The 13,303-nt window shown below is 73.4% G+C and carries 14 protein-coding genes; 11 read left to right on the top strand and 3 right to left on the bottom strand.

Features of this window, described 5'->3' with window-relative positions; translation table 11 throughout:
• The first annotated feature begins 123 nt into the window (after positions 1 to 123).
• The 5 genes from ACZ6C6_RS11165 (at position 124) to ACZ6C6_RS11145 (ending at position 4,919) form a co-directional block, all read left to right on the top strand.
• The gene (locus ACZ6C6_RS11165; RefSeq protein ID WP_469201421.1) at positions 124 to 1,530 is read left to right on the top strand and encodes a family 2B encapsulin nanocompartment shell protein; all 1,407 of its coding nucleotides are present in this window, start codon (positions 124 to 126) and stop codon (positions 1,528 to 1,530) included.
• A gap of 130 nt (positions 1,531 to 1,660) precedes the next feature.
• Entirely contained in the window at positions 1,661 to 2,704 is a 1,044-nt protein-coding gene (locus ACZ6C6_RS11160; RefSeq protein WP_469201419.1) for a family 2 encapsulin nanocompartment cargo protein polyprenyl transferase, read from the top strand.
• Between the two features lie 95 nt (positions 2,705 to 2,799).
• Positions 2,800 to 3,474: a DUF6304 family protein gene (locus tag ACZ6C6_RS11155; protein WP_469201417.1), complete on the top strand. Its 675-nt coding sequence runs from the start codon at positions 2,800 to 2,802 to the stop codon at positions 3,472 to 3,474.
• Between the two features lie 99 nt (positions 3,475 to 3,573).
• On the top strand, positions 3,574 to 4,557 hold the full coding sequence (locus tag ACZ6C6_RS11150; RefSeq protein WP_469201415.1) for a DUF1648 domain-containing protein: 984 nt from the start codon (positions 3,574 to 3,576) through the stop codon (positions 4,555 to 4,557).
• Positions 4,558 to 4,559: 2 nt separating this feature from the next.
• Positions 4,560 to 4,919 (top strand): GntR family transcriptional regulator, encoded by a 360-nt coding sequence (locus ACZ6C6_RS11145; protein ID WP_469201413.1) that lies wholly within the window; start codon positions 4,560 to 4,562, stop codon positions 4,917 to 4,919.
• A 67-nt stretch (positions 4,920 to 4,986) separates the two neighbouring features.
• Here the strand turns inward: ACZ6C6_RS11145 and snpA are convergent, their stop codons facing one another.
• A complete protein-coding gene (gene snpA, locus ACZ6C6_RS11140) occupies positions 4,987 to 5,643 on the bottom strand; it encodes a snapalysin (protein WP_469201411.1) in 657 nt (218 codons plus the stop codon).
• A gap of 256 nt (positions 5,644 to 5,899) precedes the next feature.
• On the opposite strand from snpA, the gene ACZ6C6_RS11135 reads away from it, so the two are divergent.
• The 5 genes from ACZ6C6_RS11135 (at position 5,900) to ACZ6C6_RS11115 (ending at position 9,934) form a co-directional block, all read left to right on the top strand.
• Positions 5,900 to 6,844: a LysR family transcriptional regulator gene (locus ACZ6C6_RS11135; protein ID WP_469201409.1), complete on the top strand. Its 945-nt coding sequence runs from the start codon at positions 5,900 to 5,902 to the stop codon at positions 6,842 to 6,844.
• 122 nt (positions 6,845 to 6,966) lie between these two features.
• Positions 6,967 to 7,953, top strand: coding sequence for an NAD-dependent epimerase/dehydratase family protein (locus tag ACZ6C6_RS11130; protein ID WP_469201840.1), 987 nt, complete (start codon positions 6,967 to 6,969; stop codon positions 7,951 to 7,953).
• Between the two features lie 81 nt (positions 7,954 to 8,034).
• Positions 8,035 to 8,391, top strand: a complete 357-nt coding sequence (locus ACZ6C6_RS11125; RefSeq protein WP_469201407.1) for a DUF952 domain-containing protein — start codon at positions 8,035 to 8,037, stop codon at positions 8,389 to 8,391.
• Positions 8,388 to 9,305 carry an SDR family oxidoreductase gene (locus tag ACZ6C6_RS11120; protein ID WP_469201405.1) on the top strand — a complete coding sequence of 306 codons (918 nt, stop codon included), beginning with the start codon at positions 8,388 to 8,390 and terminating at the stop codon, positions 9,303 to 9,305. The genes ACZ6C6_RS11125 and ACZ6C6_RS11120 overlap by 4 nt, the downstream gene beginning before the upstream one ends.
• A gap of 5 nt (positions 9,306 to 9,310) precedes the next feature.
• Positions 9,311 to 9,934 carry a nucleotidyltransferase domain-containing protein gene (locus ACZ6C6_RS11115; protein ID WP_469201403.1) on the top strand — a complete coding sequence of 208 codons (624 nt, stop codon included), beginning with the start codon at positions 9,311 to 9,313 and terminating at the stop codon, positions 9,932 to 9,934.
• Positions 9,935 to 9,996: 62 nt separating this feature from the next.
• On the opposite strand, the gene ACZ6C6_RS11110 is transcribed toward ACZ6C6_RS11115, so the two are convergent.
• The gene (locus ACZ6C6_RS11110; RefSeq protein WP_469201401.1) at positions 9,997 to 10,608 is read right to left on the bottom strand and encodes a TetR/AcrR family transcriptional regulator; all 612 of its coding nucleotides are present in this window, start codon (positions 10,606 to 10,608) and stop codon (positions 9,997 to 9,999) included.
• A 100-nt stretch (positions 10,609 to 10,708) separates the two neighbouring features.
• Between ACZ6C6_RS11110 and ACZ6C6_RS11105 the strand changes: the two genes are divergently transcribed.
• A complete protein-coding gene (locus ACZ6C6_RS11105; RefSeq protein ID WP_469201400.1) occupies positions 10,709 to 12,175 on the top strand; it encodes an MFS transporter in 1,467 nt (488 codons plus the stop codon).
• On the opposite strand, the gene ACZ6C6_RS11100 is transcribed toward ACZ6C6_RS11105, so the two are convergent.
• The gene (locus tag ACZ6C6_RS11100; protein ID WP_469201398.1) at positions 12,172 to 13,182 is read right to left on the bottom strand and encodes a winged helix-turn-helix transcriptional regulator; all 1,011 of its coding nucleotides are present in this window, start codon (positions 13,180 to 13,182) and stop codon (positions 12,172 to 12,174) included. The two genes, ACZ6C6_RS11105 and ACZ6C6_RS11100, sit on opposite strands and share 4 nt — an antisense overlap.
• Between the last annotated feature and the right edge of the window lie 121 nt (positions 13,183 to 13,303).

The following is a 13,303-nucleotide window of genomic DNA, read 5'->3' as shown; positions in this document are numbered from 1 at the left end:
TCGCGCAGCGTTGTGCCCCGCCCAAAGCCCGATTAGTCACACTCTTTTGTGTAATGGCGTGCCCCGTCCTCGTGCTGGAAGTGTTCTTCCCGCAGGTCAGCCGATAGATCGAGAGGACGACAGATGTCCGTTGGTGAAGAGGTTCAGAACGTGCAGGTGCCGCCGCAGCAGAGTCTCGGCACGGCGGCCGCGCGGAACCTCGCGACGACCACCAAGTCCGCTCCGCAGATGCAGGAGATCACCTCACGGTGGCTGCTGAAGATGCTGCCGTGGGTCCAGGTGCAGGGCGGCACGTACCGGGTGAACCGCCGGCTGAGCTACTCGGTCGGGGACGGCCGCGTCACGTTCGTGCAGACCGGGGACCAGGTCACGGTCATCCCCGCCGAGCTGGGGGAGCTCCCGGCGCTGAGGGACTTCGGGGACGAGGAGGTGCTCGCCGAGCTGTCCCGGAGGTGCGAGCAGCGTGAGATCCCCGCCGGGCAGCTCCTGGCCACGGCGGGCGAGGCGGCGGACCGGGTCTACCTGCTGGCGCACGGCAAGGTCGAGAAGGTCGGCACCGGTCCCTACGGGGACGAGACGGTGCTCGGGGTCCACGCGGACGGGGCCTATTTCGGGGACCACTCCCTCATCGAGGGCGACGCCGTCTGGGAGTACACGGCCCGCGCCGTCACCGCGTGCACGGTGCTCACGCTCCGGCGGGCCGACGTGCTCAACCTCGCCGAGCGGGCCGATTCGCTGCGCAGCCATCTCGCCGGGCTGCTGTCCCTCCCGCAGCAGCGCACCAACAAGTACGGCGAGGCCGAGATCGACCTCTCCGCGGGCCACGTCGGCGAGGCCGTCGTCCCCCACACGTACGTGGACTACGACGCGGCGCCGCGCGAGTACGAACTGAGCGTCGCCCAGACCGTCCTGAAGGTCCACAGCCGCGTCGCGGACCTCTACAACCAGCCGATGAACCAGACCGAGCAGCAGTTGCGGCTCACGGTCGAGGCGCTGCGCGAGCGCCAGGAGCACGAGCTCATCAACAACCGCGAGTTCGGCCTGCTCAACAACTGCGACTACGGCCAGCGGCTCCAGCCGCACGACGGGGTGCCGAGCCCCGACGACATGGACGAACTGCTCTCGCGCCGACGCGGCTCCAAGCTCTTCCTGGCCCACCCGCGTGCCATCGCCGCCTTCGGCCGCGAGTGCAACAAGCGCGGACTCGTCCCGGAGAGCGTGGACGTCGGCGGGCACCACGTGCCGGCCTGGCGCGGCGTCCCGATCTTCCCGTGCAACAAGATCCCGGTCAGCGACGCCCGCACCACGTCGATCATCTGCATGAGGACCGGCGAGTCCGAGCAGGGTGTCATCGGCCTCCAGCAGACGGGCATCCCGGACGAGATCGAGCCCAGCCTCTCGGTCCGCTTCATGGGCATCGACGAGCAGGCGATCATCTCCTACCTCGTGACGGCCTACTACTCCGCGGCGATCCTCGTCCCGGACGCCCTCGGTGTCCTGGAGAACGTCGAGGTCAGCCGCTGGCGGTGAGCCACGGGGCCCGGACCCCTCGCGGTCCGGGCCCCGCCCGCCCGTGCTCCCAGCAACCACCCACGTCCCCGGCCCCGGCCGCGCCAGCGGCCGGGGCCGGGGCGGCAACGACAGGGGTGACCGATTGACCATGACCCGAACAGACGCCGCGACCGAGGGCAACGAGGCCGCGGCGCTCCTCGAATACACCCGGACTCTCGTGGACCCGCAGCTGCGGGCGGCGGTCGCCTCCCTGCCCGGCTCGATCCGGCGGGTCGCGATGTACCACTTCGGCTGGCAGCACGCCGACGGCAGCCCGGCGGCGGGCGGCGCGGGCAAGGCGATCAGGCCGGCGCTCGTCCTGGCGGCCACCCGCGCCCTGGGCGGCGACCCCGAACAGGCCGTTCGGGCCGCCGTCGCCGTCGAGCTCGTCCACAACTTCACCCTGCTCCACGACGACGTCATCGACGAGGACCACACCCGCCGCCACCGGGCCACCGCCTGGACGGTGTTCGGTGTCCCGGACGCCGTCATCGCGGGCGACGCGATGCTGGCCCTCGCCCAGCGGCTGCTCGCCGAGGACGGCAGGGCGATGTCGCCGGGCGCTTCGGCCCGGCTCTCGACCTGCGTCATCGAGCTGTGCGCGGGTCAGCAGGCCGACTGCGCCTTCGAGGAGCGCGACCCGGACCAGGTGTCGCTGGACGAGTGCCTGACCATGGCGACGGCGAAGACCGGTGCGCTGCTCGGCTGCGCCTGCGCCCTGGGCGCGCTCTACGCGGGCGCCGACGACCGGGCCGTCCGGGCCATGGACGGCTTCGGCCGGGAGGCGGGGCTCGCCTTCCAGCTGATCGACGACCTGATCGGCATCTGGGGCGACCCGGCGCAGACGGGGAAGCCGGTCGGTGCGGACCTCACCGCCCACAAGAAGTCGTTGCCCGTGGTGGCCGCGCTCACCTCGGGCGCCCCGGCCGCGGCTGAGCTCGCCGAGCTGTACCGGGGCGCGATGAACACCCGCGCCGAGGTGGGCCGGGCCGCGGAGGCCGTGGACCGGGCGGGCGGCCGGGACTGGGCGCAGAGCTGTGCCGCGGACCGCATGGCGCGGGCCGTGCACCACCTGTCCAGGGCGGTCCCGGACCTCTCGGCGGCGGGCGATCTGCTGGCCCTGGCCGAGTTCGTCACCCGCCGGAAGCACTGACGAACCGTCCGCCGAAGGGAGGTGCCGAGCGGCCGCACCGGCCAAGCGGAGGGCGGCAGGGGCGGTGTCGGAGGCAGGGGCTACAGTCCCTGCTCATGACAGATGAGTCGTGGGCAGGGTGGTACCGGGACCGGCAGGGATCGGACGCCGTCATCCTCACCACCGACGGGCAGCAACTCCGCCTCCGCGTACGGGGTGTGGACTTCGAGGGCGGCAGCTTCGACGGCCTGCGCCCGGTGGCGGCCGGACCGGCGGAGCAGGGGCTGTTCGTGCTGACGGACGGCGTCCTGGGTGACTGCGTCCTGGAGTGGGACCTGCCGTTTCCCGTCATGGCCGAGGGGGCGGAACGGCAGGCGACCCTCAGCTGCCTGCTGTCCCTCCGCAAGCCCGACCCGTATCTCTACCTGGAACTCCGTTTCGGCGGGGCGGCCTTCGGTTCGCAGCGGGCCGAGACCGACTTCGGGTCCGCGCTGGCGACGATCCAGCGGGAGCTGCCGCCCGGGGTCCACCTGCGCACCTGCATAGCCTGCGCGTTCTCCGACTACTTCCCGGCCCCGGAGCCGGTGCGCGGTCTCTCCGGCGGGCTCGCCTGCTTCCGGGGGGCCAAGGAGGCGTACCGGGGCACGTCCGGGGAGCAGGACGTGCTCGGGCTGTGGGAGCGGCGGACCGGCTTCGTCCAGGAGGTCTGGAGCTGCCGGGAGTTCGAGCCCCGGCCGTCGGAGGGCGCCGGTACGGGACACCGGGGAGCGTTCCCGCTCGAAACGGCCTGAATGACCGGGCGCCGGACCGCCCGGACCCTTCCCACGTACCCCTCGCGTGCTTGCTGCCACCTTCATTGTTCTACTAGCATGCGAACAAGGGAGGTTTTGATGAACCTGAAATCCGTCGGCCGCGTGGTGCTCACCGCCCTGCCGTTCCTGCTCGCACTCGCCGTCGACCTGCTGCTCTTCGCCACCCGCCGCGACCGGCTGCCCGCGCAGCTGGCCAGCCACTTCGTGGGCAACGGCCGGGTGGACGACTACGCCGGCCAGACCTCGTACCTCGTCATCACCACACTCGTACTGCTCGGCACAGGGCTCCTGTGGACGCTGATGTCCGCGTTCGGGAAGTTCGCCGGTACGGCACACCGCGTTCTGATCGGCTTCGGGTACGCCTTCGCCGCCTTCATCGGCTACCTCCTGGCGGCCGTGCTCCTCATCAACGTGGACGCGGTCGAGGACGCGCAGGGCCGGGGGCAGGGCGTCCACTTCCCCATGTGGCACATGGCCGCGGCCTTCGGGGCGGGCGTCGTCGCCTTCGGACTCGGGTACCTCCTGGCCGCGCTGACGCCCGTGCCCGAACCGGCCGGGGACGACGGACCCGAGACGGGCGGCGAACGCGTCGTGCTGGGGGCGGGGGAGGTCGCCGGGTGGGCCCGGGGAGCCGGCTCCTGGTGGCTGCCGCTCACGGCGCTCCTGGTCGTCGGGACCGGAATCGCCGTGCTGTTCACGGTCGGCTGGCCCCTGGCCGTGCTGCCCCTCGTCCTCGGGCTGCTCATCGCGAGCTTCGCCCGCCCGTACGTCACCGTGGACCGGCGCGGGATCACCGTTACCGGGATGCTGCCCTGGCCGCGCATCCGGGTCCCGCTGGACCGCATAGAGGCGGCGGCCAGCCGCGACATCAGCCCGCTCACCGAGTACGGCGGCTGGGGGTACCGCATCCGGCCCGGGCGCAGTGGTGTCATGCTCCGGTCGGGGGAGGGCATCGTGGCCCGGCTGACGAACGGCCGCGACTTCGCGGTGACCGTGGACGACTCGGCGACCGGGGCCGCGCTCCTCAACACCCTGATCGACCAGCGCCGAACGGACCACTGACCATGCTCTTCCGGGTCGACCCCACCTCCACCGTGCCGCTCGGCGACCAGATCGCCGCCTGTGTGCGCCGCGCCGTGGCCGACGGCGCGGCGGCCCCCGGCGAACGGCTGCCCGCGGCCCGCGTCCTGGCCGAGTCGCTCGGCGTCAACGTGCACACGGTGCTGCGGGGCTACCAGCGGCTGCGCGAGGAGGGCCTGATCGAACTGCGCCGGGGCCGGGGCGCGGCCATCGCCGACGGTGCGTCCCCGCACCGCGCCCGCCTCCTCGAACGGGTCCGCGAGACCGTCGGTGAGGCCAGGGGCCTGGGGCTCACCGTGGACGAACTGCTGACCCTGGTCCGTACCGAATACGGCTCCGGCTGACGGCACGGCAGTACGGCGACAGGCCGCCCCGTCCTGCGGGGCGGCCCATCGGCGCGAACGGGACCGGTCAGGAGCCGGCCTTGGTCAGCGTGGCCGCGAAGCCGTACTGCCACAGGTAGTTCACCTGGCTGCGCTCAGCGGCGTTCGGGTACGGGTTGGTGCAGGACGTGCCGGGGCCGCCCCCCGACATCAGCTCGCTGCACGGCCCCGAGTAGTGGTCCGGCAGACCGAGGACGTGTCCGGTCTCGTGGGCGGTGACCCGGGTCGAGTTGTACTGCCGGTTCTGCGCGTAGTCCAGGAAGATGTAGCCGTTGCCGTGGCCGTCGGTGCTCGCGTACGAGCCGCGGGAGTCGTTGCCCTCGTAGTACGCGAAGTCGGGGTTCGAGCCCTCCTGGAGCCGGACGTTGGAGACCGAGCTGTTCCAGATCGAGGCGCTGTTGGCTATCTGGGTGCGGAAACTGGGAGCGTTGGCGGCGCTGTAGACGATGGTCACGGCCTGGATGCCGGGGTTGGCCGCCCGCTTCTCGGCCACCGACTTCGCGACCGCCTCGAAGAACGCCTTGTTGGCGGCGGCGTCCTCGTGCGAGGCGGACGTGGCCGAGTAGGCCACGTGAGCGGCCGTGGCGGCCGCCTCCGGAGCGGCGATCGCCGGTCCCGCGCCGAGTGCGGCGATGGTGAGGCCGAGTCCGAGCACGGCCGACACGACGGTCCTGGGGTGTCTCATGTGGGGGGTCTCCTACCAGTTGCCTGTCAGAGGAACCCGTCCGATGATCGGACTCGGACGGGGGCGGTACGGAGAGAGTTTCGGGGAAGCGGAGCCCGCGCGGATGATGTCAGCCGGTGATAACACGGCCCTATCACCGTGTGTGGACATCTCGTGCACACCTGCCGTCCGCACACCGAACGCCCGCTGAATCGCCCGCCTTTGACCGGGTTACGGCCTATGGTGCGGCTCGCCCGGCCGCCCTAACCTCGGCACCATGGAGCTTGAGGTGAGACACCTCAGGGCGCTGTGCGCCATCGCCGACACCGGCAGCCTGCACCGGGCGGCCCGCACCCTGGGCGTGAGCCAGCCCGCGCTCACCACCCAGCTGCGCCGGATCGAGAACGCGCTCGGCGCCGAACTCTTCAGCCGCGAACGCACCGGCTGCCGTCCCACCCTCCTCGGCCGCGCCGTCCTCAGCCGCGCCCGTCCCCTGGTCGACGGCATGACCGCCCTGGTCAGCGACGCGAAGGCGGAGGCCGCGGCCGCCGAAGGGCCCCGGCTGCGCATCGGGTGCACCGCCAGCCGGGTCATCGGCGGCTGGCTGCGCCGCCTGCGGCTGAGGCTGCCCGGCACCGACATCTCGCTCCGGGTCGACGTCTCCGCCCGCGCCCTGCTCCGCGCGGTCGAGGCGGGCCGGCTCGACGTGGCCTTCGTGCACGAGGTGGAAGGCTGCCCGCTCACCGTCCCGGACGGGCTGGAGCAGCGGGTCCTCGTGGACCGCGAACCGCAGTTCGTCTCCATGGCCCGCGACCACCCGGCCGCGGCGCTGCCCGTGGTCGACCTGGCGGACCTGGCCGCCGACCGGTGGATGGTCGACCCGACGGTGGACGGCGAATGGGACGGGCTGCGCCGGATGTTCAGCCGGGCCGGCCTCGCGCCCGTCGTGCTCCACGGCGACTACCTCACCGCCGCCTCCCTCGTCGTCCTCGGCGAGGCGGTCGCCCCCTGCCAGCCGACCTCGGGCCCCCGCGACGACATGGCGATCCGCCCGCTGCGCGACGACCCGCTCGCGGTCCGGCTGCTCCTGGTCTCCCGGCCCGGCGCCGACATGACCGCCGTCTACGCGGAACTGGAGGCCGCTTACCGGGACGCGGCCCGGCGGGTGGCCGGATACCACCAGTGGCTGCTGCGCCACCGCAGTCCGCTGGCACTCTCCTGAGGCCGGAGCGCCCGGCCCGGCGGCCTGCCCGGGGAGTTCCCGCCTCCGGGTGATTCAGCCGAGAGCGTGGACCGTTCCGAAGCGGGCCGTCAGAGGGCAGAGTCGGGGACATGAGGCTTCTGATGCTGGGCGGTACGCAGTTCGTCGGCCGTGCCGTGACCGAGGCGGCGCTCGCGCGCGGCGGGCAGGTCACGGTCTTCCACCGGGGCCACCACGCGCCCCCGCCAGGGACCGCCGAGATCATCGGTGACCGCACCGCCGAGAACGGCCTGGCCGCGCTCGCCGCCGCCGACGGCCCCGGCTGGGACCTGGTAGTCGACACCTGGAGCGGCGCGCCCTCCGCCGTGCGCGACGCGGCCCGGCTGCTGTCCACTCGTGCCGCCCGCTACACGTACATCTCCAGCCGTTCCGTCTACGACTATCCGGCCCCGGCGGGCCTGGCCGAGGACGGCCCCGTGGTGGCGGGCGCCTCGCCGGACGCCGGGGACGACCAGTCGTACGCCCTGGCCAAGCGCGGCGGCGAACTGGCCGCCCAGGACGCCTTCGGCGACCGCGCCCTCCTCGCCCGGGCGGGCCTGATCCTCGGCCCCTGGGAGAACATCGGCCGGCTGCCCTGGTGGCTGAACCGGATCGCCCGCGGCGGTCCGGTCCTGGCCCCCGGCACCCCGGACACGGACATCCAGTACATCGACGCCCGCGACCTCGCCGACTGGGTGCTCGGCGCGGCGGAACAAGGGCTGCACGGCCCGTACAACCTGGTCAGCCGGCCGGGGCACACCACCATGGGCGGCCTGCTCGACGCCTGCGTGCGTGCCACCGGTTCGGACGCCGAACTGCGCTGGACCCCGGCGGAGCAGATCCTCGCGGCGGGCGTCGAGCCGTGGACCGACCTGCCCGTGTGGCTGCCGCCGGGGGAGGTGTACGACACCCTCCACCAGGGCGACGTCGGGCTCGCCCACGCGACCGGGCTGCGCTGCCGCCCGGTCGAGGAGACCGTCGCGGACACCTGGGCGTGGCTGCGCGAGATCGGCGGCGAGGCGCCCCAGCGCCCCGACCGCCCCGCCGTGGGCCTCGCGCCGGAGACGGAGGCGAAACTCCTGGCGACCTGAGCAGCGGGCCGCCGCGCCGACGCGGCGAGGGGTTATCCACAGGCTCCGCCCCGCAGCGCGTCGCGGCGTTAGCCTCGGCCCATGGCCGAACTGCTGCACCTCACCGAAGGTCCGCTCTGGGAGGCGGCGCGCGGGATCGGGACGTACGAGATGTCCACCCGCGGCCGCACCCTGCACGAAGAGGGCTTCATCCACTGCTCGCTGCCCCATCAGCTCCCGGGCGTGGCCGAGCTGCTGTACGGCGCGGAGAGCCGGGCCGGGGCCGCCGGCCAGGAGCTCGTGGTCCTCGTCATCGACCCCGCCCGGCTCACCGCACCCCTGCGCTACGAGGCGGCCGCGCCCGGCGGCGAGGAGTTCCCGCACATCTACGGACCGCTTCCCGTCGACGCGGTCGTCGAGGTACGCCCCTGGCCGTCCGAGGAGGGCACCCCCGCATGAGCCCCGCCACCGATCCCGTCACCAGCGGTCCGCCCACCGCCGTCACCGGGGCGAGCGGCGCGCTCGGCGGCCGCGTCGCGACCCGGCTGGCCCGGGCCGGCGTCCCCGTCCGGCTGCTCGGCCGCGACCCGTCCCGGCTGCCCGCCCTGCCCGGCGCCGACCTCGCGCCGCCCGCCCCCTACGGCGACGGCGAGGCCATGCGGCGCGCCCTGGCCGGGGCGCACACCCTGTTCCTCGTCTCGGCGCACGAGAGCCCCGACCGGGTCCGGGAGCACACGACGGCCGTGGACGCGGCGGTCGCGGCCGGCGTCGAACGCATCGTGTACGTCTCCTTCCTGGGCGCCGCCCCCGACGCCACCTTCACCTTCGCCCGGGATCACTGGCAGACCGAGGCGCACATCCGGACCGCCGACGTCCGGTACACCTTCCTGCGCGACAGCTGGTATCTCGCCGGGCTGCCCGCCATGACCGGCGCCGACGGTGTGCTGCGCGGCCCCGCCGGGGACGGCCGGGTCGCCGCCGTCGCCCACGAGGACATCGCCGACGCCGCGACGGCCGTCCTCCTCGCGGACACCGACGCGACCGGCCCCTCGCACGACGGCCGCACCTACGACCTGACAGGTCCCGAGGCGTTCACGCTCGCCGAGGCGGCGGAGGAGCTGAGCCGGGTCGCCGGACGGGCCGTCAGCTATGTGCCGGAGACCCGTGAGGAGGCGTACGCCTCCCGGGCGGGCCACGGGGCCCCGGACTGGGAGGTGGCCGGCTGGGTCACCTCGTACGAGGCCATCGCGGCCGGGGAGATGGCCACCGTCTCGGACGCCGTCCCGGCCCTGACCGGCCGCCCCGCCATGGACCTGGCCACCTATCTGCGCGAACATCCCGACAGCTACCGCCACCTCCTGAAGCGGAACTGACCGCCGTGCGCACGGAGACCCCGTGGGGCGTCTGGGACCCGCCGCCGCTCGCCGAGGCCGTCCGCCTGCTCGCCCCGCTGCGCGCGCCGTGGTGGATCGCCGGAGGCTACGCGGTCGAGCTGGCGGTGGGCCGTGCCTACCGGGAGCACGGGGACATCGACGTGCTCCTGCTGCGCCGCGACCAGTCGGAGGCGCAGCGGGTGCTGGCCGGCTGGGAGTGGTGGGCCGCCGATCCGCCCGGCACACTGCGGCCCTGGCGACCCGGCGAGACCCTGCCCGCCGCTGTCCACGACATCTGGTGCCGGCCGGGGCCGGACGAGCCCTGGCGGCTGCAGTTCATGCTGGACGACACCGACGGCGAGGACTGGGTGTTCCGCCGCGACCCCCGGGTGCGCCTCCCGCTGGCGCGGCTGGGGCGGGTCTCCCCGGACGGCGTCCGCTACCTCGCCCCGGAGATCCAGCTCCTCTACAAGTCCAAGTCCCGGAGACCCAAGGACGAGCGGGACTTCGAGGCCGCGCTGCCGGTCCTGGACGACCACGGACGCGCCTGGCTGGCCGAGACGATCACGCTGGCCGAGGGCGCGGACCACCCGTGGGCGGTCCGGCTGCGGGCGGCACTCGCGGGGTGAGGCGGGGGCGGCGGACCGGGCGGGCCGGGCCCGGGGCCCCGCCTCCGTGAGGCACCGCGCCCTCACCCCACGTACGCCCCCGCCTTCGCCGCCAGGACCGCCGCGTCGGCGGCGCGGTCGGCGGCCGCCTCGTCCAGCGGGCCGCCGCTGGCCAGCAGGCGGTAGTAGAGCGGCGCGGAGACCGCGCGTACGACCTCGTCCGGGTCCGTGCCGGGCGGCAGTTCGCCCCGCTCGACGGCCTCGGTGACGCAGCCCGCCCACTCCTCGACCCGGATCGCGTAGAAGCGGTGCAGCGCCTGGGCCGTACGCGGATCGCAGGTCGCCGCCGCGATCACCGAGCGGAACAGCGCGCCCTGGCGCTCATCGGTGAGCGTCTTCAGCACCAGCCGCGCGTTCGCCCTGAGGTCTCCTTCCAGCGAGCCGGTCCGCGCCCGCGGCGACGACTGCTCGGCCATGTCGTCCAGCAGGTCCGCGATGAGACCGGTGGGCGAGGACCAGCGCCGGTAGACGGTCGTCTTGCCGACCTCCGCCCGGCGCGCCACATCAGCCAGATCGAGCCGGTCGAATCCGTGCTCGGCCAGCGCGTCGCCCGCCGCGCGCAGGACCGCTTCCCGCACCCGTGCGGTCCGCCCGCCGGGCCGTACGGTGCCCGGTTCCACGCTCTCGGATGCCATAACGGGTCTCCAGTTCCATTAACGAGCATTCCTCTGTTACGGTCGCTCCATCTTAACGGAACCACGGAACCGTTTAGCTTCCGTCCGAGGAGGGACGACCATGTCCGCGCCCAGCCGCACCCCGTCACGCCCCGCCCCCACCGCCTCCGTACCGCCGCCGCCCGCCCGGATGACCGGGCGCCAGAAGCTCGTCCTGGCCCTGCTCCTCGGTGCCCAGTTCATGATCGCCGTGGACTTCTCGATCCTGAACGTCGCGCTGCCCGTCGTCGGGGAAGGACTCGGCTTCGCGCTCCACGACCTCCAGTGGATCGCCACCGCGTTCGCCCTGGCCGCCGCCGGCTTCACGCTGCTGTTCGGTCGCGTCGCCGACCTCGTCGGCCGTAAGCGCATGTTCATCGGGGGCATGGCGGTCCTGGGCCTCTCCTCACTGCTGGGCGGCCTGGCCGCCTCACCGGAGGTGCTGCTCACCGCCCGCGTGCTCCAGGGCCTCGCCACCGCCGCCGTCACGCCCGCCGGGCTCTCCCTGCTGACCACCGCCTTCAAGGAGGGCCCGCTGCGCGAACGCGCCCTGGGCCTCAACGGCGCCCTGATGTCCGCCGGGTTCACCGCGGGCGCGATCCTCGGCGGGCTCCTCACCGACCTGCTCTCCTGGCGGTGGGCGTTCCTGGTCAACGTCCCCGTCGCCGCCCTCGTCGTCGCCCTGGCCCCGGCCGTGATCGCCGACTCCCGCCCCGCCGGGCGCCCCCGCCTCGACGTCCCCGGCGCCGTCGCCGTCACCGGCGGCCTGCTGCTCCTCGTCTACGGGCTGACCCAGGCCGGGGCGACCGGCTGGACCGCCCCGGCCACCCTCGTAGCGCTCCTCGCCGGACTCGCGCTGCTCGTCGCCTTCTGGTTCGTGGAGAAGCGGGCGGCCGAACCGCTCGTTCCCGTACGCGTCCTCAAGCGCCGCAGCGTGATCTGGGGCAACGCCACCGGGCTCGTCGCCTTCGTCACCGAGACGTCCCTGGTCTTCCTGCTGACGCTCTACCTCCAGGAGGTTCTGGGCTACACCCCGCTCGCGACCGGTCTCGCCTTCGGCGTCCTGGGCATCGGCACCGTGATCGGCGGCACCCTCGGCGGCCGGGTGGTGGGCCGCTTCGGCAACCGGAGGACCATCGTCGCCGGGGGAGTCGTCCAGGCTCTCGCCACGTTCTCGCTGGTGGCGCTCGGGACCTCGGGCGCCTGGATCTGGCTGCTGCTGGCCGCCACGTTCATCGGGGGCGTCGGCAACATGCTGATGATCGTCGGCTTCATGGTCACCGCGACCTCGGGCCTCCCCGACGAGGAGCAGGGCCTCGCGACCGGCCTCGCCACGATGACCCAGCAGGTCGGCATCACCCTCGGCATCCCCGTCATGAGCGCCGTCGCCACCGCCCGGATGACCGCACTGGGCGACACGGGGCCGGACGGCGTGCTCTCCGGAGTCACCGTCGCCGTCCTGGTCAACTCCGCCCTGGTCCTGGCCGGAGCGCTGCTCGCCGGTACGCTCCTGCGGACGCGTCGGGAGAGCCGGGCCACGAGGGCCTAAAGCGTCAGCCACCCACGCATCGCCGCCTGTACGCCGGCCTGGAAGCGGGTCTCCGCCTTCAGCTCCTGCATCAGGCGGCTGATGCGTCGGCGGACCGTGTGGACGTGCACGTCCAGGCGGCGGGCTATCGCCTCGTCCTTCAGGCCGGAGGAGAGCATCGTCAGCAGCTCCCGGTCCTCGTCCGTGACCTGGCTGTTGCCGACCGACCCGATCGGCACGGCCCGCTCCCACACCGCCTCGAACAGCGGCACCAGCGCGTTGCTCAGCAGCGCGTCGCTGACCACCAGGGCGGTGGCGGTGGGGTCGGCCGCGTCGGTCGGCGGCAACAGCGTCATCCGGCGGTCGACGGTGATCAGCTTCGTCGGCAGGTCCATGCCGAGCCGGATCTGCACCCCCTCCGCGGCCAGCACGTTCAGCCCGCGCGCCCGCCCCTGGAAGCTCAGCCCCTCCCGGTCGACCACGACCCGCACCCGCACCCCGCGCCGGACCGGCTCCGCCATGTTGATGGGCTCGGGCATGCCGTCCGGCTCGCTGGCTGCGTACGGGGGACGGTCCAGGAGGACCACCTCCTCGGTCGCCGACACCACCAGCGAGGTGACCCGCTCGGCGATCGCCCTCCGCCCCCGCAGCGTCTCGATCCCGAGGGTGCGCGGGGTGTGCGAGGCGGACATGAGCTGCGCGGCGATCCGGTCGACTGAGCCGGTCAGCTCCTCCAACTCCGCCTCACGCCGCAGTAGTTGCGCCTGGTGCAGATGGATGAGGTTGCGCAGTGCGGTGGCCGGGGCGTCCGGGACCGGCAGCCCGGAGCCCCGGGCGGGGCGGGTGAAGCCGCGCTCGGCGAGGCGGTCCAGCGCGTGGCGGACCTGCCGGGGCGAGAGGCCGACGCTCTGGGCAAGGGCGGCCCTGGTGGTGTCGCCGGGGGTGTTCAGCAGGGCCTCGTATACCTGGAGTTCGTGCGCTCCGAGCCCGAGTGCCTGCCACTGTTCGTCCAGATCAGCCCATTTCACCTGGTGATCCTCGCCGCTGCGTGTAGGCCACACAAGTGTGCACGTACAGAAGTCTGCAGGTGGAACGCATTGTTCACATCCCGCTACGGGTCTTCCATGTCGGCATCCGATAACCGTTCAC

Source organism: Streptomyces sp. NPDC041814 (assembly GCF_055590565.1).
This window is presented reverse-complemented; position numbering and strand designations above follow the sequence as displayed.

Coding starts and splice junctions, on each gene's coding strand:
- ACZ6C6_RS11165 (WP_469201421.1), top strand. CDS start 124: ATGTCCGTTGGTGAAGAGGTTCAGAACGTGCAGGTGCCGCCGCAGCAG.
- ACZ6C6_RS11160 (WP_469201419.1), top strand. CDS start 1,661: ATGACCCGAACAGACGCCGCGACCGAGGGCAACGAGGCCGCGGCGCTC.
- ACZ6C6_RS11155 (WP_469201417.1), top strand. CDS start 2,800: ATGACAGATGAGTCGTGGGCAGGGTGGTACCGGGACCGGCAGGGATCG.
- ACZ6C6_RS11150 (WP_469201415.1), top strand. CDS start 3,574: ATGAACCTGAAATCCGTCGGCCGCGTGGTGCTCACCGCCCTGCCGTTC.
- ACZ6C6_RS11145 (WP_469201413.1), top strand. CDS start 4,560: ATGCTCTTCCGGGTCGACCCCACCTCCACCGTGCCGCTCGGCGACCAG.
- snpA (WP_469201411.1), bottom strand. CDS start 5,643: ATGAGACACCCCAGGACCGTCGTGTCGGCCGTGCTCGGACTCGGCCTC.
- ACZ6C6_RS11135 (WP_469201409.1), top strand. CDS start 5,900: ATGGAGCTTGAGGTGAGACACCTCAGGGCGCTGTGCGCCATCGCCGAC.
- ACZ6C6_RS11130 (WP_469201840.1), top strand. CDS start 6,967: ATGCTGGGCGGTACGCAGTTCGTCGGCCGTGCCGTGACCGAGGCGGCG.
- ACZ6C6_RS11125 (WP_469201407.1), top strand. CDS start 8,035: ATGGCCGAACTGCTGCACCTCACCGAAGGTCCGCTCTGGGAGGCGGCG.
- ACZ6C6_RS11120 (WP_469201405.1), top strand. CDS start 8,388: ATGAGCCCCGCCACCGATCCCGTCACCAGCGGTCCGCCCACCGCCGTC.
- ACZ6C6_RS11110 (WP_469201401.1), bottom strand. CDS start 10,608: ATGGCATCCGAGAGCGTGGAACCGGGCACCGTACGGCCCGGCGGGCGG.
- ACZ6C6_RS11105 (WP_469201400.1), top strand. CDS start 10,709: ATGTCCGCGCCCAGCCGCACCCCGTCACGCCCCGCCCCCACCGCCTCC.